This window comes from Mycobacterium heidelbergense (genome assembly GCF_010730745.1).
In the GTDB taxonomy this organism is placed as follows: domain Bacteria; phylum Actinomycetota; class Actinomycetes; order Mycobacteriales; family Mycobacteriaceae; genus Mycobacterium; species Mycobacterium heidelbergense.
Genome location: NZ_AP022615.1, coordinates 1,360,575 through 1,377,236, shown reverse-complemented (window position 1 = coordinate 1,377,236; position 16,662 = coordinate 1,360,575). Strand labels below are relative to the sequence as shown.

17 protein-coding genes are annotated in these 16,662 nt (G+C 70.5%); 14 read left to right on the top strand and 3 right to left on the bottom strand.

The window, feature by feature from the left end:
- The first annotated feature begins 33 nt into the window (after positions 1-33).
- From G6N25_RS06580 to G6N25_RS06555, 6 genes are all read left to right on the top strand, one after another.
- On the top strand, positions 34-1,413 hold the full coding sequence (locus tag G6N25_RS06580; RefSeq protein WP_083074515.1) for a glutamyl-tRNA reductase: 1,380 nt from the start codon (positions 34-36) through the stop codon (positions 1,411-1,413).
- Positions 1,414-1,426: 13 nt separating this feature from the next.
- A complete protein-coding gene (hemC, locus tag G6N25_RS06575) occupies positions 1,427-2,374 on the top strand; it encodes a hydroxymethylbilane synthase (RefSeq protein ID WP_083074516.1) in 948 nt (315 codons plus the stop codon).
- Positions 2,375-2,397: 23 nt separating this feature from the next.
- Positions 2,398-4,059: a bifunctional uroporphyrinogen-III C-methyltransferase/uroporphyrinogen-III synthase gene (locus G6N25_RS06570; RefSeq protein WP_083074517.1), complete on the top strand. Its 1,662-nt coding sequence runs from the start codon at positions 2,398-2,400 to the stop codon at positions 4,057-4,059.
- Positions 4,060-4,144: 85 nt separating this feature from the next.
- A complete protein-coding gene (hemB, locus tag G6N25_RS06565; RefSeq protein ID WP_083074518.1) occupies positions 4,145-5,134 on the top strand; it encodes a porphobilinogen synthase in 990 nt (329 codons plus the stop codon).
- A gap of 37 nt (positions 5,135-5,171) precedes the next feature.
- Entirely contained in the window at positions 5,172-5,720 is a 549-nt protein-coding gene (locus G6N25_RS06560; protein WP_179961654.1) for a DUF3093 family protein, read from the top strand.
- Positions 5,717-5,989 carry a hypothetical protein gene (locus G6N25_RS06555; RefSeq protein WP_083074519.1) on the top strand — a complete coding sequence of 91 codons (273 nt, stop codon included), beginning with the start codon at positions 5,717-5,719 and terminating at the stop codon, positions 5,987-5,989. The genes G6N25_RS06560 and G6N25_RS06555 overlap by 4 nt, the downstream gene beginning before the upstream one ends.
- Here the strand turns inward: G6N25_RS06555 and G6N25_RS06550 are convergent.
- Complete coding sequence (locus G6N25_RS06550; protein WP_083074520.1) at positions 5,973-6,419, bottom strand: STAS domain-containing protein; 447 nt, start codon at positions 6,417-6,419, stop codon at positions 5,973-5,975. The genes G6N25_RS06555 and G6N25_RS06550 overlap by 17 nt on opposite strands.
- Before the next feature lie 228 nt (positions 6,420-6,647).
- On the opposite strand from G6N25_RS06550, the gene G6N25_RS06545 reads away from it, so the two are divergent.
- The gene (locus G6N25_RS06545) at positions 6,648-7,886 is read left to right on the top strand and encodes an acyltransferase family protein (RefSeq protein WP_083074521.1); all 1,239 of its coding nucleotides are present in this window, start codon (positions 6,648-6,650) and stop codon (positions 7,884-7,886) included.
- Between the two features lie 93 nt (positions 7,887-7,979).
- Positions 7,980-8,675, top strand: coding sequence for an Rv0518 family GDSL lipase (locus G6N25_RS06540; RefSeq protein ID WP_083074522.1), 696 nt, complete (start codon positions 7,980-7,982; stop codon positions 8,673-8,675).
- 349 nt (positions 8,676-9,024) lie between these two features.
- Here the strand turns inward: G6N25_RS06540 and G6N25_RS06535 are convergent, their stop codons facing one another.
- Complete coding sequence (locus G6N25_RS06535; protein ID WP_083074523.1) at positions 9,025-9,903, bottom strand: alpha/beta hydrolase; 879 nt, start codon at positions 9,901-9,903, stop codon at positions 9,025-9,027.
- A 251-nt stretch (positions 9,904-10,154) separates the two neighbouring features.
- Between G6N25_RS06535 and G6N25_RS06530 the strand changes: the two genes are divergently transcribed.
- Positions 10,155-11,300 carry an LLM class flavin-dependent oxidoreductase gene (locus G6N25_RS06530; RefSeq protein ID WP_083074524.1) on the top strand — a complete coding sequence of 382 codons (1,146 nt, stop codon included), beginning with the start codon at positions 10,155-10,157 and terminating at the stop codon, positions 11,298-11,300.
- A gap of 94 nt (positions 11,301-11,394) precedes the next feature.
- Positions 11,395-12,747 (top strand): amino acid permease, encoded by a 1,353-nt coding sequence (locus tag G6N25_RS06525; protein WP_083074525.1) that lies wholly within the window; start codon positions 11,395-11,397, stop codon positions 12,745-12,747.
- Here G6N25_RS06525 and G6N25_RS06520 read toward each other — a convergent pair.
- Positions 12,731-13,123 carry a nitroreductase family deazaflavin-dependent oxidoreductase gene (locus G6N25_RS06520; protein WP_083074572.1) on the bottom strand — a complete coding sequence of 131 codons (393 nt, stop codon included), beginning with the start codon at positions 13,121-13,123 and terminating at the stop codon, positions 12,731-12,733. The two genes, G6N25_RS06525 and G6N25_RS06520, sit on opposite strands and share 17 nt — an antisense overlap.
- Positions 13,124-13,250: 127 nt before the next feature.
- Between G6N25_RS06520 and hemL the strand changes: the two genes are divergently transcribed.
- From hemL to G6N25_RS06500, 4 genes are read left to right on the top strand one after another with little or no spacing between them, the layout of a single operon-like run.
- On the top strand, positions 13,251-14,627 hold the full coding sequence (hemL, locus tag G6N25_RS06515; protein WP_083074526.1) for a glutamate-1-semialdehyde 2,1-aminomutase: 1,377 nt from the start codon (positions 13,251-13,253) through the stop codon (positions 14,625-14,627).
- The gene (locus tag G6N25_RS06510) at positions 14,627-15,235 is read left to right on the top strand and encodes a histidine phosphatase family protein (RefSeq protein ID WP_083074527.1); all 609 of its coding nucleotides are present in this window, start codon (positions 14,627-14,629) and stop codon (positions 15,233-15,235) included. Before hemL ends, G6N25_RS06510 begins: the two co-directional genes overlap by 1 nt.
- Entirely contained in the window at positions 15,232-15,870 is a 639-nt protein-coding gene (locus tag G6N25_RS06505; protein ID WP_083074528.1) for a TlpA disulfide reductase family protein, read from the top strand. Before G6N25_RS06510 ends, G6N25_RS06505 begins: the two co-directional genes overlap by 4 nt.
- Entirely contained in the window at positions 15,867-16,646 is a 780-nt protein-coding gene (locus G6N25_RS06500; RefSeq protein WP_083074529.1) for a cytochrome c biogenesis CcdA family protein, read from the top strand. Before G6N25_RS06505 ends, G6N25_RS06500 begins: the two co-directional genes overlap by 4 nt.
- Positions 16,647-16,662 lie beyond the last annotated feature (16 nt).

Genomic DNA, 16,662 nt, shown 5'->3' with positions numbered 1-16,662 from the left:
AGCAAGCAAGGGAGCTGGCCAGGTGATGCTGCCGTGAGCGTCCTGCTCTTCGGGGTTTCGCACCGTAGTGCGCCGGTCTCCGTCCTGGAACAGCTCAGCATCGACGAAGCCGATCAGGTCAAGATCGTCGATCGGGTGTTGCAGTCGCCACTGGTGACCGAGGCGATGGTGCTGTCGACATGCAACCGGGTCGAGGTCTACGCCATCGTCGACGCGTTCCACGGCGGGTTGGCGGTGGTCGGACAGGTGCTGTCGGAACACTCCGGGATGTCGATGGGTGAGCTGACCAAGCACGCCTACGTCCGCTACAGCGAGGCCGCCGTCGAGCACCTGTTCGCGGTGGCCAGCGGCCTGGACTCGGCGGTGATCGGCGAGCAGCAGGTGCTCGGTCAGGTGCGCCGCGCGTACGCCGCGGCCGAGGCCAATCGCACCGTCGGCCGGGTGCTGCACGAGCTGGCCCAGCGGGCGCTGTCGGTGGGTAAGCGGGTGCATTCCGAAACCGCCATCGACGCCGCCGGCGCCTCGGTGGTGTCGGTCGCCCTGGGCATGGCCGGACGCAGGCTCGGTGGGCTGGGGGGCAAGACCGCCGTCGTCATCGGCGCCGGGGCGATGGGCGCGCTGTCGGCGGCACACCTGACCCGCGCCGGCATAGGGCGCATTCAGGTGCTCAACCGGTCCCTGTCCCGTGCGCAGCGGCTGGCCCGCAAGGTCCGCGAATCCGGCGTGCCGGCCGACGCGCTGACCCTCGACCGCCTCGCCGACGCGGTGGCGGGCGCCGACATACTCGTCAGCTGTACCGGCGCGGTGAGTCCGGTGGTTTCGTTGGCCGATGTACACCATGCGCTGGCGGCCGGACACCGCGATGAATCGCTTCAGCCGCTGGTGATCTGCGACCTGGGCATGCCGCGCGACGTCGATCCGGCGGTGGCCGGACTGCCCGGCGTCTGGGTCGTCGACGTGGACCGCGTGCAACGCGAGCCGTCGGCGCATGCCGCGGCCGCCGACGTCGAGGCCGCACGCCACATCGTGGCGGCCGAGGTCGCCACCTACCTGGCGGGGCAGCGGATGGCCGAGGTCACCCCGACGGTGACCGCGTTGCGTCAGCGAGCCGCCGACGTCGTCGAAGCGGAGTTGCTGCGCCTGGACAACCGGCTGCCCGGCCTTCAGAGCGCCCAGCGCGAGGAGGTGGCCCGCACCGTCCGGCGGGTCGTCGACAAGCTGCTGCACGCGCCCACCGTGCGGATCAAACAGCTCGCCAGCGCCCCCGGCGGGGACAGCTACGCCGAGGCCCTGCGCGAGCTCTTCGAACTCGACCAGACCGCCATAGACTCCGTAGCCGCCGTCGCTGCGGGCGAATTGCCAGTGATATCAAACGGATTAGACTCCGGAACCCCAACGCAGTCCGGCGAGTAGCCGATTGGCGAACGTGATCCGGATAGGCACCCGGGGCAGCCTGTTGGCCACCACGCAGGCCGGTGTCGTCAGAGACGCTCTCATCGCCAACGGCCATCCCGCGGAGTTGGTGATCATCTCCACGGTCGGCGATCGGTCGTCGGCGCCCATCCAAAGCCTGGGTGTGGGCGCCTTCACCACCGCGCTGCGGGAGGCCATCGAGGACGGCTGCGTCGACGCCGCCGTGCACTCGCACAAGGACCTGCCGACCGCCGAGGATCCGCGGTTCGCGGTCGCGGCGATACCGCCGCGGAACGACCCCCGGGACGCCGTGGTGGCGCGGGACGGGCTGGTCCTTGGGGAGTTGCCGGTCGGTTCGCTGGTGGGCACGTCGTCCCCGCGACGGGCCGCACAGCTTAGAGCATTGGGTCTCGGTTTGGAAATCCGCCCCCTACGAGGCAACCTAGATACCAGGTTGAACAGGGTAAGCAGTGGTGATCTTGACGCCATCGTGGTGGCCCGGGCCGGTCTCGCCCGGCTGGGCCGCCTCGACGATGTCACCGAGACGCTAGAGCCGGTGCAGATGTTGCCAGCACCGGCTCAGGGCGCGCTCGCCGTCGAATGCCGCGCCGGCGATGACCGGTTGGCGGCGGTGCTGGCGGAGTTGGACGACGCCGACACGCGCGCGGCGGTCACCGCGGAGCGAGCCCTGCTGGCCGAACTGGAGGCCGGTTGCTCCGCACCGGTGGGCGCGATCGCGGAAGTGGTCGAGTCCATCGATGAGGAAGGCCGCGTCTTCGAGGAGCTGTCGCTGCGCGGCTGCGTGGCGGCGCTGGACGGGTCCGACGTGATCCGCGCATCGGGAATCGGCACTCCCGGTCGGGCACGAGAGCTGGGGCTTTCGGTCGCCGCCGAGCTGTTCGAACTGGGCGCGCGGGAGCTGATGTCGGGGGCGCGGCAGGACCCGTCGCAAGGGAACTGAATGAGAATGACGTGGGAGCGACAATGACACGAGGGCGCAAGCCGAGACCGGGCCACATCACGTTCGTGGGCTCCGGCCCCGGCGACCCGGGACTGTTGACGGCGCGGGCGGCCGCGGTGCTGGCCAACGCCGCCCTGGTGGTCACCGACCCCGACGTCCCCGGGCCGGTGCTCGCGCTGATCGGCAGGGACCTGCCACCGGTCTCCGGCCCCGCGCCGGCCGGTTCGGCCTCCGGGAACGGCGACGCGGGCGGCGGCGACGGGGATCGGCACGCGGTGATCCCCGGCGGACCCGACATCCGGCCCGCGCTGGGCGAGCCCGCCGACGTCGCCAAGGCCCTTACCGCCGAGGCCCGTTCGGGCGCCGACGTGGTGCGGCTGGTGACCGGCGACCCGCTGACCGCCGACGCGGTCATCACCGAGGTGAACACCGTCGCGCGCAGCCACCTGCACTTCGAGATCGTGCCCGGCCTGGCCGCGAGCAGCGCCGTCCCCACCTATGCGGGGCTGCCGCTGGGCTCGTCGCACACGGTTGCCGACGTGCGCGTCGACCCCAAAGGGACCGACTGGGAGGCGCTGGCGGCGGCACCCGGCCCGCTGATCCTGCAGGCCACCGCGTCCCACCTGCCCGACGCGGCCCGCGCCCTGATCGACCACGAGCTGGCCGAGGCGACCCCCTGCGTGGTCACGGCGCAGGGCACCACCTGCCAGCAGCGTTCGGTCGAAACCACGCTGCGGGGGCTGACCGATCCGGCCGTCCTGGGCGGCGCCGACCCGGCGAGCCCGATGACCGGGCCGCTGGTGGTGACCATCGGCAAGACGGTGGCCAGCCGGGCGAAGCTGAACTGGTGGGAAAGCCGCGCGCTCTACGGCTGGACCGTTTTGGTGCCCCGCACCAAGGACCAGGCCGGCGAGATGAGCGAGCGGCTGACCTCCTACGGCGCGCTGCCGATCGAGGTGCCGACCATCGCCGTCGAGCCGCCGCGCAGCCCCGCCCAGATGGAGCGGGCCGTCAAGGGCCTGGTCGACGGCCGCTTCCAGTGGGTGGTGTTCACCTCCACCAACGCGGTGCGCGCGGTGTGGGAGAAGTTCGGCGAGTTCGGGCTGGACGCCCGCGCGTTCTCCGGGGTGAAGATCGCCTGCGTCGGCGAGTCGACGGCCGACCGGGTCCGCGCCTTCGGGATCAGCCCCGAGCTGGTGCCGGCCGGCGAGCAGTCCTCGCTCGGCCTGCTCGACGACTTCCCGCCCTACGACAGCGTTTTCGACCCGGTGAACCGGGTCCTGCTGCCGCGCGCCGACATCGCCACCGAGACGCTGGCCGAGGGTCTGCGCGAGCGTGGCTGGGAGATCGAGGACGTCACCGCCTACCGGACCGTGCGCGCCGCGCCCCCGCCGGCGGCCACCCGCGAGATGATCAAGACGGGCGGCTTCGACGCGGTGTGCTTCACGTCCAGCTCCACCGTGCGCAACCTGGTCGGCATCGCCGGCAAGCCGCACGCGCGGACCATCATCGCCTGCATCGGGCCCAAAACCGCCGAGACCGCAGCCGAATTCGGGTTGCGGGTGGACGTCCAGCCCGACACCGCCGCCGTCGGCCCGCTGGTCGACGCCCTGGCCGAGCACGCCGCGCGGCTGCGCGCCGAGGGCGCGCTGCCGCCGCCGCGCAAGAAGAGCCGCAGGCGCTAGTGGCGAGCCCCCACCCCCTCGCGAGCGTGCGTGTCTGTGCAGCGACACGCCGTCCGCGCTGGCATTCTGCGCACGCTCGCGGTCGATGAGAGTGGGCGGCTACCCGCGGCAGCGTCCGCGCCGGCTCCGCTCCACCCCGGCGTTGCGTCGCCTGGTGGCGCAGACGTCGCTGGAGCCAAGGCATTTGGTGTTGCCGATGTTCGTCGCCGACGGCATCGACGACCCGCGACCCATCCCGTCCATGCCGAACGTGGTTCAGCACACCCGGGACTCGCTGCGCGCCGCCGCCGCCGACGCCGTCGCGGCGGGAGTCGGCGGGCTGATGCTGTTCGGGGTGCCGCGCGACGAGGACAAGGACCCGACCGGCTCGGCCGGCACCGACCCCGACGGCATCCTCAACGTCGCGCTGCGCGACCTCGCCAAGGACCTCGGCGACGCCACGGTGTTGATGGCCGACACCTGCCTGGACGAGTTCACCGACCACGGGCACTGCGGGGTCCTGGACGCCAGGGGCCGCGTGGACAACGACGCCACGCTGAGCCGGTACGTGAAACTTGCTGTGGCGCAAGCGGAATCCGGCGCACACGTGGTCGGGCCGAGCGGGATGATGGATGGCCAGGTGGCCGCGATCCGCGACGGCCTGGACGCCGCCGGCCACACCGATGTGGTGATCCTGGCCTATGCCGCGAAGTTCGCCTCGGCGTTCTACGGCCCCTTCCGCGACGCGGTGAGCTCCAGCCTGTCCGGGGACCGGCGCGCCTACCAGCAGGAGCCGGGCAACTTCCGGGAGGCGCTGCGCGAGATCGAGCTGGATCTCGACGAGGGCGCCGACATCGTGATGGTCAAGCCCGCGATGGGTTATCTCGACGTGGTGGCGGCCGCCGCGGACGTCTCGCCGGTGCCCGTGGCCGCCTATCAGGTCTCGGGGGAGTACGCGATGATTTGCGCTGCGGCCGCGAACAATTGGATCGACGGGCGCGCGGCGGCGCTGGAGTCCCTGACGAGCATCCGGCGCGCCGGCGCGGACATCGTGCTCACCTACTGGGCCGTCGATGCGGCGGGCTGGCTTTCGTGACGGACCAGTGGCTAACGATCACCAAACGAGGTTTCGGATGACGACAGCGAGGGACACCGGCTCGAAGCGGTTGTTCTACGAACCCGGCGCCAGCTGGTGGTGGGTGGCGCTGGGCCCGCTGTCGGGGGCGGCCATGATCCTGATCGAAGTCTGGAGCGGTGCCCGGGTGTCATTCGTGGTCCCGGCGATCTTCCTGGTGCTGGTGTCGGCGTTCGTCGCGCTGCAGGTGAAGGCGGCACGCATCCACGTCTCGGTCGAGCTCACCGAGGACGCCCTGCGTCAGGGCACCGAAACCATCCTGGTCCGCGAGATCGTCAGGGTTTACCCGGAGCCGGAGAATCACGAGGCTTCCGGCAAGGAGCTGGAGGGGTGGCAGTCGGCGCGGGCGCTGGGCGAATTGGTCGGGGTGCCGCGCGGCCGGATAGGCATCGGCCTCAAGCTCACGGAACATCGCACCGCCCAGGCCTGGGCGCGTCGGCATCGTCACCTTCGGGCGGCGCTGGCCCCACTGGTCCAGGAGCGCGTGGAGCCCGCCGGATCCGATCTCGGCGACGACGAACGGTACGACGACGGGTCGGCGCGGTGACCGCCCGGCACCGGGCCTGGGTCGAACTCGGCCTGGCCTGCGCCGCGCTGGTTGGCGGGGCCGTGAGCTGGGCGCACGCGCGCCGCACCGTGCGTGTCGCGCCCATCGCCGACGGGCAGCCGTTCACGACGTCGCTGGTCTATGACCCCCAGCTGCTGTTGCTGTCCCTGGTGCTGGTGACGGCCGCCGGGGTGCTGGCCGTGGTGGGGATCGCCAGGTGGCGGCGCGAGCGGCGCAGCGCCGACCGGGGCGCTACGCCGTCTTCTTGACGAGCGGCAGCACGAGCTGACGGCGGCTGACGATGGCGTCGGCCAGGCTGCGGAGCGCCTCGCGCACCGAGCGCGCGACCGGAAACAGGGTCTCGGCGCGGTCAAAGCCAACGCCCATCAGCTCGGCGACGGCCGGGCTCGCGACCAATATCCATTCCACCCCGGCGTCGCGGCAGTCGTCGTCGACCATGTGCAAAAGCGAGATACCAGCCGCGGCAAAGTGACTCACGTCGGTGAAGTCGAGCACCACCGAATTGCTCCCGATGATGAAGCGCCGAATGTATTCGCTGACGCGGCCGACGTTGACCGCGTCTATGTCCCCCCGGACGGTCACGACCGTCGCCAGGTGGCGACAGTGGGCCCGGATCTGGGCGCCGCCGCAGTCGGACGTGCCGTACCCCCGTCGAGTCGCGACGTTAGCGATTGTCATGAGCGCCCCATTCCACGAAACCTGCTTTCTAAGGTGCCCGCAAAATCTAAGGGGACCGAAAGCCGCGTCTAACTCTTTGCTAAGAAGCGATTTTCGGGGGCTTGCGGAGGCCGGCTGTTAGGCTGCGATGGCTGCCGGTCGCCCAGTCGGGGGTCTGTGTCATGGCGGGATCGCCCGGGCAGCCGGACCGATCGGATACGAAGCGGCAAGCCAGACGGAAAGAGCATCGTGCGCACCGGAGAGATCAGGGGCGAGATCAAGGCCCTGACGGGACTCCGCATCGTCGCCGCGGTGTGGGTGGTGCTGTTTCACTTCCGGCCGATGCTGGGCGATGTGTCGCCGGGCTTGCGCGACGCGCTGGCGCCGGTGCTCAACTGCGGGGCCCAGGGCGTCGACCTCTTCTTCATCCTCAGCGGGTTCGTCCTGACCTGGAACTACCTCGACCGCATGGGTCGGTCCTGGTCGACGCGCACCACCCTGCGCTTCCTGTGGCTGCGGCTGGCCAGGGTGTGGCCGGTGTACCTGGTCACGTTGCACCTCGCCGCCCTGTGGGTGGTCTTCACGCTGCACGTCGGTCACGTGCCGTCGCCCGACGCCGATCAGCTCACCGCGATCAGCTATGTGCGCCAGATCCTGCTGGTGCAGTTGTGGTTCCAGCCGTTCTTCGACGGGTCCAGCTGGGACGGGCCGGCCTGGTCGATCAGCGCGGAATGGCTGGCCTACCTGCTGTTCGGCCTGCTCGTCCTGGTGATCTTGCGGATGACGCAGGCGACGAGGGCGCGGAGCCTCATGGCGCTGGCGTTCGCGGCGTCGCTGCCGCCGGTGCTGATGTTGCTGGCCAGCGGCCACTTCTACACACCGTGGAGCTGGCTGCCGCGAATCGTGACGCAGTTCGCCGCCGGCGCCCTGGCCTGTGCCGCCGTGCGCAGGCTGCGGCTGACCGACCGCGCCCGCCGCGTCGCGGGGTACGTCTCCCTGCTCCTGCTGGGTGCGATGGTGGGCGTCCTCTACTGGTTTGACGCGCACCCGATAACCGGGGTCGTGGAAAACGACAGCGGCGGGGTGGTCGACGCGCTGTTCGTCCCGCTGGTGATAACGCTGGCGATCGGGCTGGGCAGCCTGCCGAGGCTGCTGTCGACCCGGGTGATGGTCTACGGCGGCCAGATTTCCTTTTGCCTGTACATGGTGCATGAGCTGGTGCACACCGGCTGGGGATGGGCCGTCGAACAATTCGAGCTCACGCCGCAGGACGATCCGTGGAAATGGAACGTCGTCGGCCTGTTGGCGATCGCCGTGGTCACCTCGATCGTCATGTATCACTTCGTCGAAGAGCCCGCCCGTCGTTGGATGCGCAGGATGGTCGACGTCAGGCCCGCCGACGAGAAAGCCGAGCCCACCGAGCCGGTAGGCACCAAGCTGCATCCGATCGACGGTGGGCTGGAAGCGGTTTCGGCCCGCGCGGTGTGACGGGTGCCTCGGTACGCGAATCGCGTCGTTTCCCCGTACGATTCCGTTGATTTGGATGCGGCACAGGGCGATGCGGTTTCCGTGGAGGTAGTAGTGAGTCGTCTGGCCACGATCGTCATCGGCCTCGCCCTTGCGGTGGGCGTTGTCTTCGGAGACCCGGCGCACCCGGCGCGGGTGCGGGCCTACGACACGCTGACCGTGGATTCCCGGCTGAACCACGTCGCGGTGATCGGCGACTCCTATACCACCGGCACCGACGAGGGCGGCCTGGGCCCGAAATCGTGGACCGCCCTGGCCTGGCACACGCTCGCCCAGCGAGGCGTGCGGATCGTCGCCGACGTGGCGGCCGAGGGCAGGGCCGGCTACATCGTGCCCGGCGACCACGGCAGCGTCTTCGAGGACCTGACGGGGCGGGCGGTCAAGCCCGACGACGCGCTGGTGGTGTTCTTCGGCTCACGCAACGACCAGGGCGTCGATCCCGAACAGCTGGCCGAAAGGGCCGGCGACGCTTTCGATCTGGCGCGCATCCGTGCGCCGTCCGCGAGGCTCCTGGTGATCGGACCGCCGTGGCCGACCGCCGACGTACCCGGGTGGATCCTGCAGGTTCGCGACGTGCTCAACGCCGCCTCCCGGGCCGCGGGGGCGGCGTTCGTCGACCCGATCGGCGACCGTTGGTTCGTCGACAGGCCGGACCTGATCGGCCCGGACGGCGTGCATCCCAACGACGCGGGGCACGAATATCTGGCCGGCAAGATCGCACCGCTCATTGGCCTGCAGTTGTCTCGGTGAGCGGCATTACGGCGAAAAGGCCGGCCGCACAAGGTGTTAGCGGAAGACGCCGAACGGCTTCAGTCGTCCGCGTGCCGCTCGTAGTCCCACTGCTCCAGGCGCGCCTGCACGTGCATCAGGCCGACGCCGACGACCGGCGCGGCGGCCACGATGCAGACCAGCAGCAGCGGGCTCATCTCAAAACCTCCCAACACCTTTCGTTAATAAGACGTTCGTTCGCGGCGAGAAGTTCATTACGGCCCGACCCGCCGGTGACGCGGCCATGCGTCCGCCTCATGCGCCGCTCCGCTTTGCGGGGCGAGCTGGCGGTGTCTTCCGGCCGGAGTGTCATCCCTTGTGGGTGCCTCGGCTAGGACGCCATCCAGGCCAACTCGCCGGGCAACTGCTCACGCCAGTAGTCCACGTCGTGCCCGCCCTGGGAGAAGTTGCCGGCCGGCGGCTTTTTCAGCTGGCTGACGAACTGGCGCGTGGCGAAATAGAAGCGGTCGCCGGTGCCGCAGTCCACGCGCAGCGGGATCTGGGAGAGTGCGGGCACGCCGATCACGCTGTTTTGCACCCAGTCGTCATAGCTGTCGAACGCCCCGAGGGTGCTGCCGGTGAACGACGTGAACAACGCCGGGCTGATCGCGCAGATCCCGGCGGTGCGCGCCGGGCCCAGCTTGGCCCCCAGGTGCAGCGCGCCGTAGCCGCCCATCGACCACCCCATGAAGCCCACCCGCGAGGTGTCCATGCCCATCGAGGACAGCATCGGCAACAGCTCCTCGAGCACCATCGCGCCCGAGTCCACGCCCGAAGCCCTTCGGTGCCAATAGGTATTGCCGCCGTCGACGCCCACCACCGCGAACGGCGTCTTGCCGGCTTTGACCAGTTGGGCCAGCCCGTCTTCGACGCCGATCTCGATCATCTGGTCGGCATTGCCGTCCTTGCTGTGCAAAGCGATCACCGGGCGCAGCGCGCCGGCGCCGGCCTTCTGGCCCGGCGGCAGGGCGATCACCCAATTGGTCTTGACCCCGCCGCGGGCCGCCGAGATGAACGAACCGGTGAGCTTGGTCGGCGGGCTGCTGCCCGCGGCCGGGGGCTCAAACGGCGCGGGGGCTTGCGGCGGCGCGGCTTGCGGCTCGAGCGGATCCAGCAGCGCGCTCAACGCCCACACGCCGGCGGCCGCCGCGCTGGCAGCGGCGCCCATCCGCAGCACCGCACGCCGGTTCAGGTCAGGCACAGTCGCCATAATGCCGCGCCCACAGGGATTTACCGCCCCAGCCACGCCGTAGAGCAGGCATTGTGATGTAGCGGTCACAAAGAGTTGACATCGCGCTCACCGGGCCGCGGCGCCGGGTTCGCCCGCCGGACACCCGTGCGGCGACGACTCCGACGGCCGGTACGAGATCCAATCTCGAAGGTTTCAACCGTCGCGCCTCCGGCCGATGTTTCGCACGCTGGAGCTTTCGTGCACAGTGGAGAAGCGGAAAAGGACTGTGAATGGGCCTGGCGTTTCATTGGTTTTTGCCGACCTACGGGGATTCGCGCAACCTGGTCGCGGGCGGTCACGGCACCGCGATGCATGGCGACCGGCCCGCGACTTTGCGGTACCTGCACCAGATCTGCGCGGCCGCCGAAGACAACGGCTTCGAGGCGGTGCTCACACCGACCGGATTGTGGTGTGAGGACGCCTGGTTGACGACGGCGATGCTGATCGAGGGCACCGAGGCGCTGAAATTCCTGGTCGCGTTCCGGCCCGGGCTGCTCAGCCCCACTCTGGCCGCGCAGATGGCCGGGACCTTCCAGCGGCACTCGGGCGGTCGGCTGCTGCTCAATGTCGTCACCGGCGGCGAACCGCACGAGCAACGGGCCTACGGGGACTTCCTGGACAAGGAGTCGCGCTACGCCCGCACCGCCGAGTTTCTGCATGTGGTGCGGCAACTGTGGACCTCGCGCACGCCGGTGACCTTCGCCGGGGACCACATTCGCATCGAGGGTGCGCAGCTGAACAACCCGCCCGACCCGACACCCGCGGTCTTCTTCGGCGGCTCGTCGGCGGCCGCCGGGCCCGTCGCGGCCAAGCACTCCGACGTCTACCTCACGTGGGGTGAACCGCCGAAAGCGGTCGCGCAGAAGCTCGACTGGATTCGTGGGCTGGCCGTCGACGCGGGCCGGATCTTGCAGTACGGCTTGCGGATTCACGTGATCAGTCGCGATACGGCCGCCGAGGCATGGGCCGAGGCCGACCGGCTGCTGGCGGCCGTCGATCCGGCAGACATCGAGCGGGTGCAGTCCAGCCTGGCGCGCAGCGAATCGGAGGGGCAGCGCCGCATGCTGGATTTGCACGGCGGAAGCAGCAGCCGATTGTTGGTCGGCCCCAACCTGTGGGCCGGAGTGGGCCTGGTCCGCGGGGGAGCGGGGACGGCCCTGGTCGGGTCGCACGCCGAGGTGGCCGAACGGCTGGCCGAATACGCCACGCTGGGCATCACCCACTTCATCTTGTCGGGATATCCGCACCTGGAAGAGGCCTACTGGTTCGGCGAGGGTGTCCTGCCGTTGCTCGAGCGGATGGGTTTGTGGCAACACCCCACCCGTCGGTCACAGCCGGCACCGGCGACACCCTTCGCGGTCGCCTCGGCGCAGTAGCCACGGCGGCGGCACCCGGTTGGTGTCCCGCGCGCCGATGTGCTGTGGTTAGTCACCAGCACTAGGTGGCGGGCACGCCGGGAGGGCCCAGGACATGGCCAGCGCTTCGCAACTGCGCCAAGGACTGTCGCAGCGCCAGCTCGCCATGATCGCCCTCGGGGGTGTGATCGGCGCCGGACTGTTCGTGGGGTCCGGTGTGGTGATCAAAGACGCCGGGCCCGCCGCGTTCTTGGCGTACGCGCTGTGCGGCCTGCTGATCGTGCTGGTGATGCGGATGCTGGGCGAGATGGCGGCCGCGAACCCGTCGACCGGGTCGTTCGCCGAGTACGCGGCGACGGCCCTGGGCGGCTGGGCGGGGTTTTCGGTTGCCTGGCTGTATTGGTACTTCTGGGTGATCGTGGTCGGGTTCGAGGCCGTCGCCGGCGGGAAAGTCCTCGACTATTGGTTCCACGCGCCGCTGTGGCTGCTCTCGCTGTGCCTGATGCTGCTGATGACCGCGACGAACCTGTTCTCGGTGTCGTCCTTCGGCGAATTCGAATTCTGGTTCGCCGGAATCAAAGTCGCGACGATCGTGATCTTCCTCGTCGTCGGCACCGTCTTCGCGCTCGGCCTGCTGCCCGGCCGTCACCCCGACTTTTCCAACCTCACGTCGCACGGCGGGTTCTTCCCGAAGGGTGCGGGGGCGGTTTTCGCCGCCATCGTGGTGGTGATCTTCTCCATGGTCGGCGCCGAGATCGTCACCGTCGCCGCCGCGGAAAGTCGGGACCCCCAGCTCGCGGTCCAGCGGGCGACGAGGTCGGTGGTCGCGCGCATCGGGATCTTCTTCGTCGGTTCGGTCTTTCTGCTTGTCGTGATCCTGCCGTGGAATTCGGTGGAGCCGGGTGCCTCGCCGTACGTCGCCGCCCTCAAGCACCTGGGCCTTCCCGGCGCGGATCAGGTCATGAACGCCGTCGTGCTCACCGCGGTGCTGTCCTGCCTGAATTCGGGGCTGTACACGGCGTCGCGCATGCTGTTCGTGCTCGCCGACCGCCGCGAGGCCCCGGCCGCGCTGATCAAGCTCAGTCGGCGCGGGGTCCCCTACCTCGCCATCCTGTGCTCGTCGGCGATCGGGTTCCTGTGCGTCATCATGGCGTGGGTCGCGCCGGGCACGGTGTTTCTCTTCCTGCTCAACTCGTCGGGCGCCATCATCCTGTTCGTCTACTGGTTGATCGCGCTGTCGCAGATCATCCTGCGCCGCAGGACACCCGAAGAAAAGCTGCGGGTCAAGATGTGGTTCTTCCCGGTGCTGTCGATCCTCACCCTGGCCGGAATCACCGCCGTGCTGGTACAGATGGCGTTCGACCGCTCGGCGCGCAGTCAGCTCTGGCTCAGCCTGCTGTCCTGGGCGGTGGTGGTTGGGCTGTACTTCGTGGCCCGCGCCCGGGTCGGCGCTACCCGGTCTTGGTGAACAGCACCGCCTGCTCGAACGGCAGCCTGGCGAAGAATCGCCGCCCGCGCGTCACGTGCGCGGCCGCGGCCTCCCGGCTGACCACCTGCGGGTCGGCGATGCCGATCGTCTTGCCGTTGCGGCGCATCTTGCCGCTACCGGCCGCTTTGAGGTTCTTCAGCCAGTCGCGGTCGGGGCCGTAGCTCAGCGCCACCGCCACGCCAGGCTTGCCGTCGACGCTGGTGGTGAAGGCGTTCACCGGGGTGCGGTAGACCTTTCCGGAACGGCGGCCGACGTGCTCGATGATGGCGAACGACGGGGCCCAGCCGGCCCACAGCCGCTGAATGGGGTTGGTGACGTGCCGGTTGAACCGGGCCAGCCCTTGCGGTAGTTGCATGCCACCCATCCAACCCGCGGCCCGGACCGACATCAACCCCGGAGCCCGCCTGCACGCCGCAGCGTGGGGCCGCCTCCTGCTACACCCTGTAGTTGAACGATCCGCGGAGGCTGGGACACTAGTCGACATGGATAGCACCGACCAAGCGACCGCGAGCGTGCGGGCGTCGGCCCGGCTGTTCGAGGACGCCTGCCGGCTCATCCCCGGCGGGGTGAACTCCCCGGTGCGGGCCTTCACCGCGGTGGGCGGCACCCCCCGGTTCATCACCGAGGCGCGCGGCTGCTGGCTCACCGACGCCGACGGCAACCGCTACGTCGACCTGGTCTGCTCGTGGGGACCGATGATCCTGGGTCACGCGCACCCGGCCGTCGTCGACGCCGTCACCAGGGCCGCCGCCTCGGGCCTGTCGTTCGGGGCGCCGACGCCCGCCGAGAGCCGGCTGGCCGCCGAGATCATCGGGCGGGTGGCGCCGGTGGAGCGGATACGGCTGGTGAACTCCGGCACCGAGGCCACCATGAGCGCGGTCCGGCTGGCCCGCGGGTTCACCGGCCGCGCCAAGATCGTCAAGTTCTCCGGCTGCTACCACGGCCACGTGGACGCGCTGCTCGCCGACGCGGGCTCGGGGGTGGCGACGCTGGGCCTATGTGACGACCCGCCGCGCCCGGCTTCGCCGCGCTTGCGATCGTCACAGGCCCTGCCGTCATCGCCCGGGGTCACCGGCGCTGCCGCGGCCGACACGATCGTGTTGCCCTACAACGACATCGACGCGGTACGGCAGGCGTTCGCCCGGTTCGGCGACCAGATCGCGGCCGTGATCACCGAGGCCAGCCCCGGCAACATGGGCGTCGTCCCGCCGGCACCCGGCTACAACGCGGCGCTGCGCGCGATCACCGCCGAGCACGGCGCGCTGCTGATTATCGACGAGGTGATGACGGGGTTCCGGGTCAGCCGAAGTGGTTGGTACGGAATCGATCCCGTCGACGCCGACCTGTTCACCTTTGGCAAGGTGATGAGCGGTGGGCTGCCGGCGGCCGCGTTCGGCGGGCGGGCCGAGGTGATGGAGCGGCTGGCGCCGCTGGGGCCGGTGTACCAGGCCGGCACGCTGTCGGGCAACCCGGTGGCGATGGCCGCCGGGCTGGCCACGCTGCGCGCCGCCGACGACGCGGTCTACGCCGCGTTGGACGCCAACGCCGACCGCCTGGCCGGGCTGCTGTCCGAGGCACTGACGAAAGCCGGTGTGCCGCACCAGGTTCCGCGTGCCGGCAACATGCTCAGCGTGTTCTTCTCCGAAACGCCGGTGACCGACTTCGCGTCGGCGCGGGCGAGCCAGACGTGGCGCTATCCGCCGTTCTTCCATGCCCTGCTGGACGCCGGCGTCTACCCGCCGTGCAGCGCCTTCGAGGCGTGGTTCGTCTCGACGGCCCTGGACGACGACGCGTTCGGCCGCATCGCCGCCGCGCTGCCCGCGGCCGCCCAAGCCGCCGCCCGAGGGGACAAGCCCTGATGGCCGAGCAGACCAGGGTCCACGTGATACGCCACGGCGAGGTGCACAACCCGAGCGGGGTCCTCTACGGCCGGCTGCCCGGATTCCACCTGTCCGAGAAGGGCAGGGCGCAGGCGGACGCGGTCGCCGCCGCGCTGGCCGGCCGCGACATCGTCGCCGTCATCGCCTCCCCGCTGCAGCGGGCCCAGGAGACCGCCGCGCCCATCGCCGCCAAGCACGACGTGCCCGTCGACACCGACCCCGACCTGATCGAATCGGCCAACTTCTTCGAGGGCCGCCGCGTCGGCCCCGGCGACGGCGCCTGGCGCGACCCGCGATTCTGGTGGCAGTTGCGCAACCCGTTCACCCCGTCGTGGGGCGAGCCCTATAACGAGATCGCGGCCCGGATGGCGACCGCGGTGGACAAGGCCCGTGCCCGCGGCACCGGCCACGAGGTGGTGTGCGTCAGCCACCAGCTGCCGGTCTGGACGCTGCGGCTACACCTGACCGGCAGCCGGCTCTGGCACGACCCGCGACGACGGGAATGCGGGCTGTGCTCGGTCACCACCCTGGTCTACGACGGCGACCGCCTGGTCGACGTCGAGTACCGCCAACCGGCGGCGCCATGACCATGCGGCGGCTGGCGCTGGCGGGGGTCGTGCTGGCGGCCCTCCTCTCCGGCTGCTCCGGCCGCGATGCCGTCGCCCAGGGCGGCACGTTCGAATTCGTCTCGCCCGGCGGGAAGACCGACATCTACTACGACCCGCCAGCAAGCCGCGGCCGGCCCGGCCCGCTGTCCGGGCCGGACCTGGCCAACCCGGCGCACACGCTGTCGCTGGACGACCCCACCGGCTCCTTTGCCGGGCGGGTCGTCGTCATCAACATCTGGGGCCAGTGGTGCGGGCCGTGCCGGGCCGAGGTCAGCCAGCTGCAGCGGGTGCACGACGCCACCCGGGGCTCGGGGGTGTCGTTGCTGGGCATCGACGTCCGCGACGGCAACCGCCAGGCCGCCCTGGACTTCGTCGACGACCACCACGTGACCTACCCGTCCATCTACGATCCGGCGATGCGGACCCTGATCGCGTTCGGCGGCAAGTACCCCGCCACGGTCATCCCGTCGACGCTGGTGCTGGACCGGCGGCACCGGGTCGCGGCGGTGTTCCTGCGCGAATTGCTGGCCGAGGACCTGCAGCCCGTGGTGCAGCGGGTGGCGCAGGAATCCCCGGCGGGCCAGGCCGCACCCGGACGGTCCGGACTGCAGTGACCGGCTTCACCGAGATCGCCGCCGCCGGGCCGCTGCTGCTGGCGCTGGGCGCGTGCCTGCTGGCCGGGCTGGTGTCGTTCGCGTCGCCCTGTGTGGTGCCCCTGGTCCCGGGCTACCTGTCGTACCTGGCCGCGGTGGTCGGCGTCGACGAGGAACCTGGGCCCGGCGCGATCAAGGCCCCGCCGGGCGCCCGGTGGCGGGTCGCGGGCTCGGCCGCGTTGTTCGTCGCCGGATTCACCACGGTGTTCCTGCTGGGCACCGTCGCCGTGCTCGGCATGACCACCACGCTGATCACCAACCAGCTGGCGCTGCAGCGGGTCGGCGGCGTGCTGACCGTCGTGATGGGCCTGGTGTTCGTGGGCCTCATCCCGGCCCTGCAGCGCCAGGCCCGGTTCAGCCCCCGGCGGTTGACGACGGTCGCGGGGGCGCCGGTGCTCGGCGCGGTGTTCGCGCTCGGGTGGACGCCGTGCCTGGGGCCGACGCTGGCGGGCGTCATCGCCGTCGCCTCGGCCACCGACGGCGCGAACGTCGCGCGCGGGGTCGTGCTGGTGATCGCCTACTGCCTCGGACTGGGGATCCCGTTCGTGCTGCTGGCGTTCGGGTCGGCGGGTGCGGTGGCGGGCCTGGCCTGGCTGCGGCGGCACACCCGGGCCATCCAGATCGTCGGCGGCGTCCTGCTGATCGCGGTCGGCGCCCTGCTGGTCACCGGGGTGTGGAACGACTTCGTCTCCTGGCTGCGCGACGCGTTCGTGTCCGACGTGAGGCTGCCGATTTGAGCGCGCGAGCAGACGC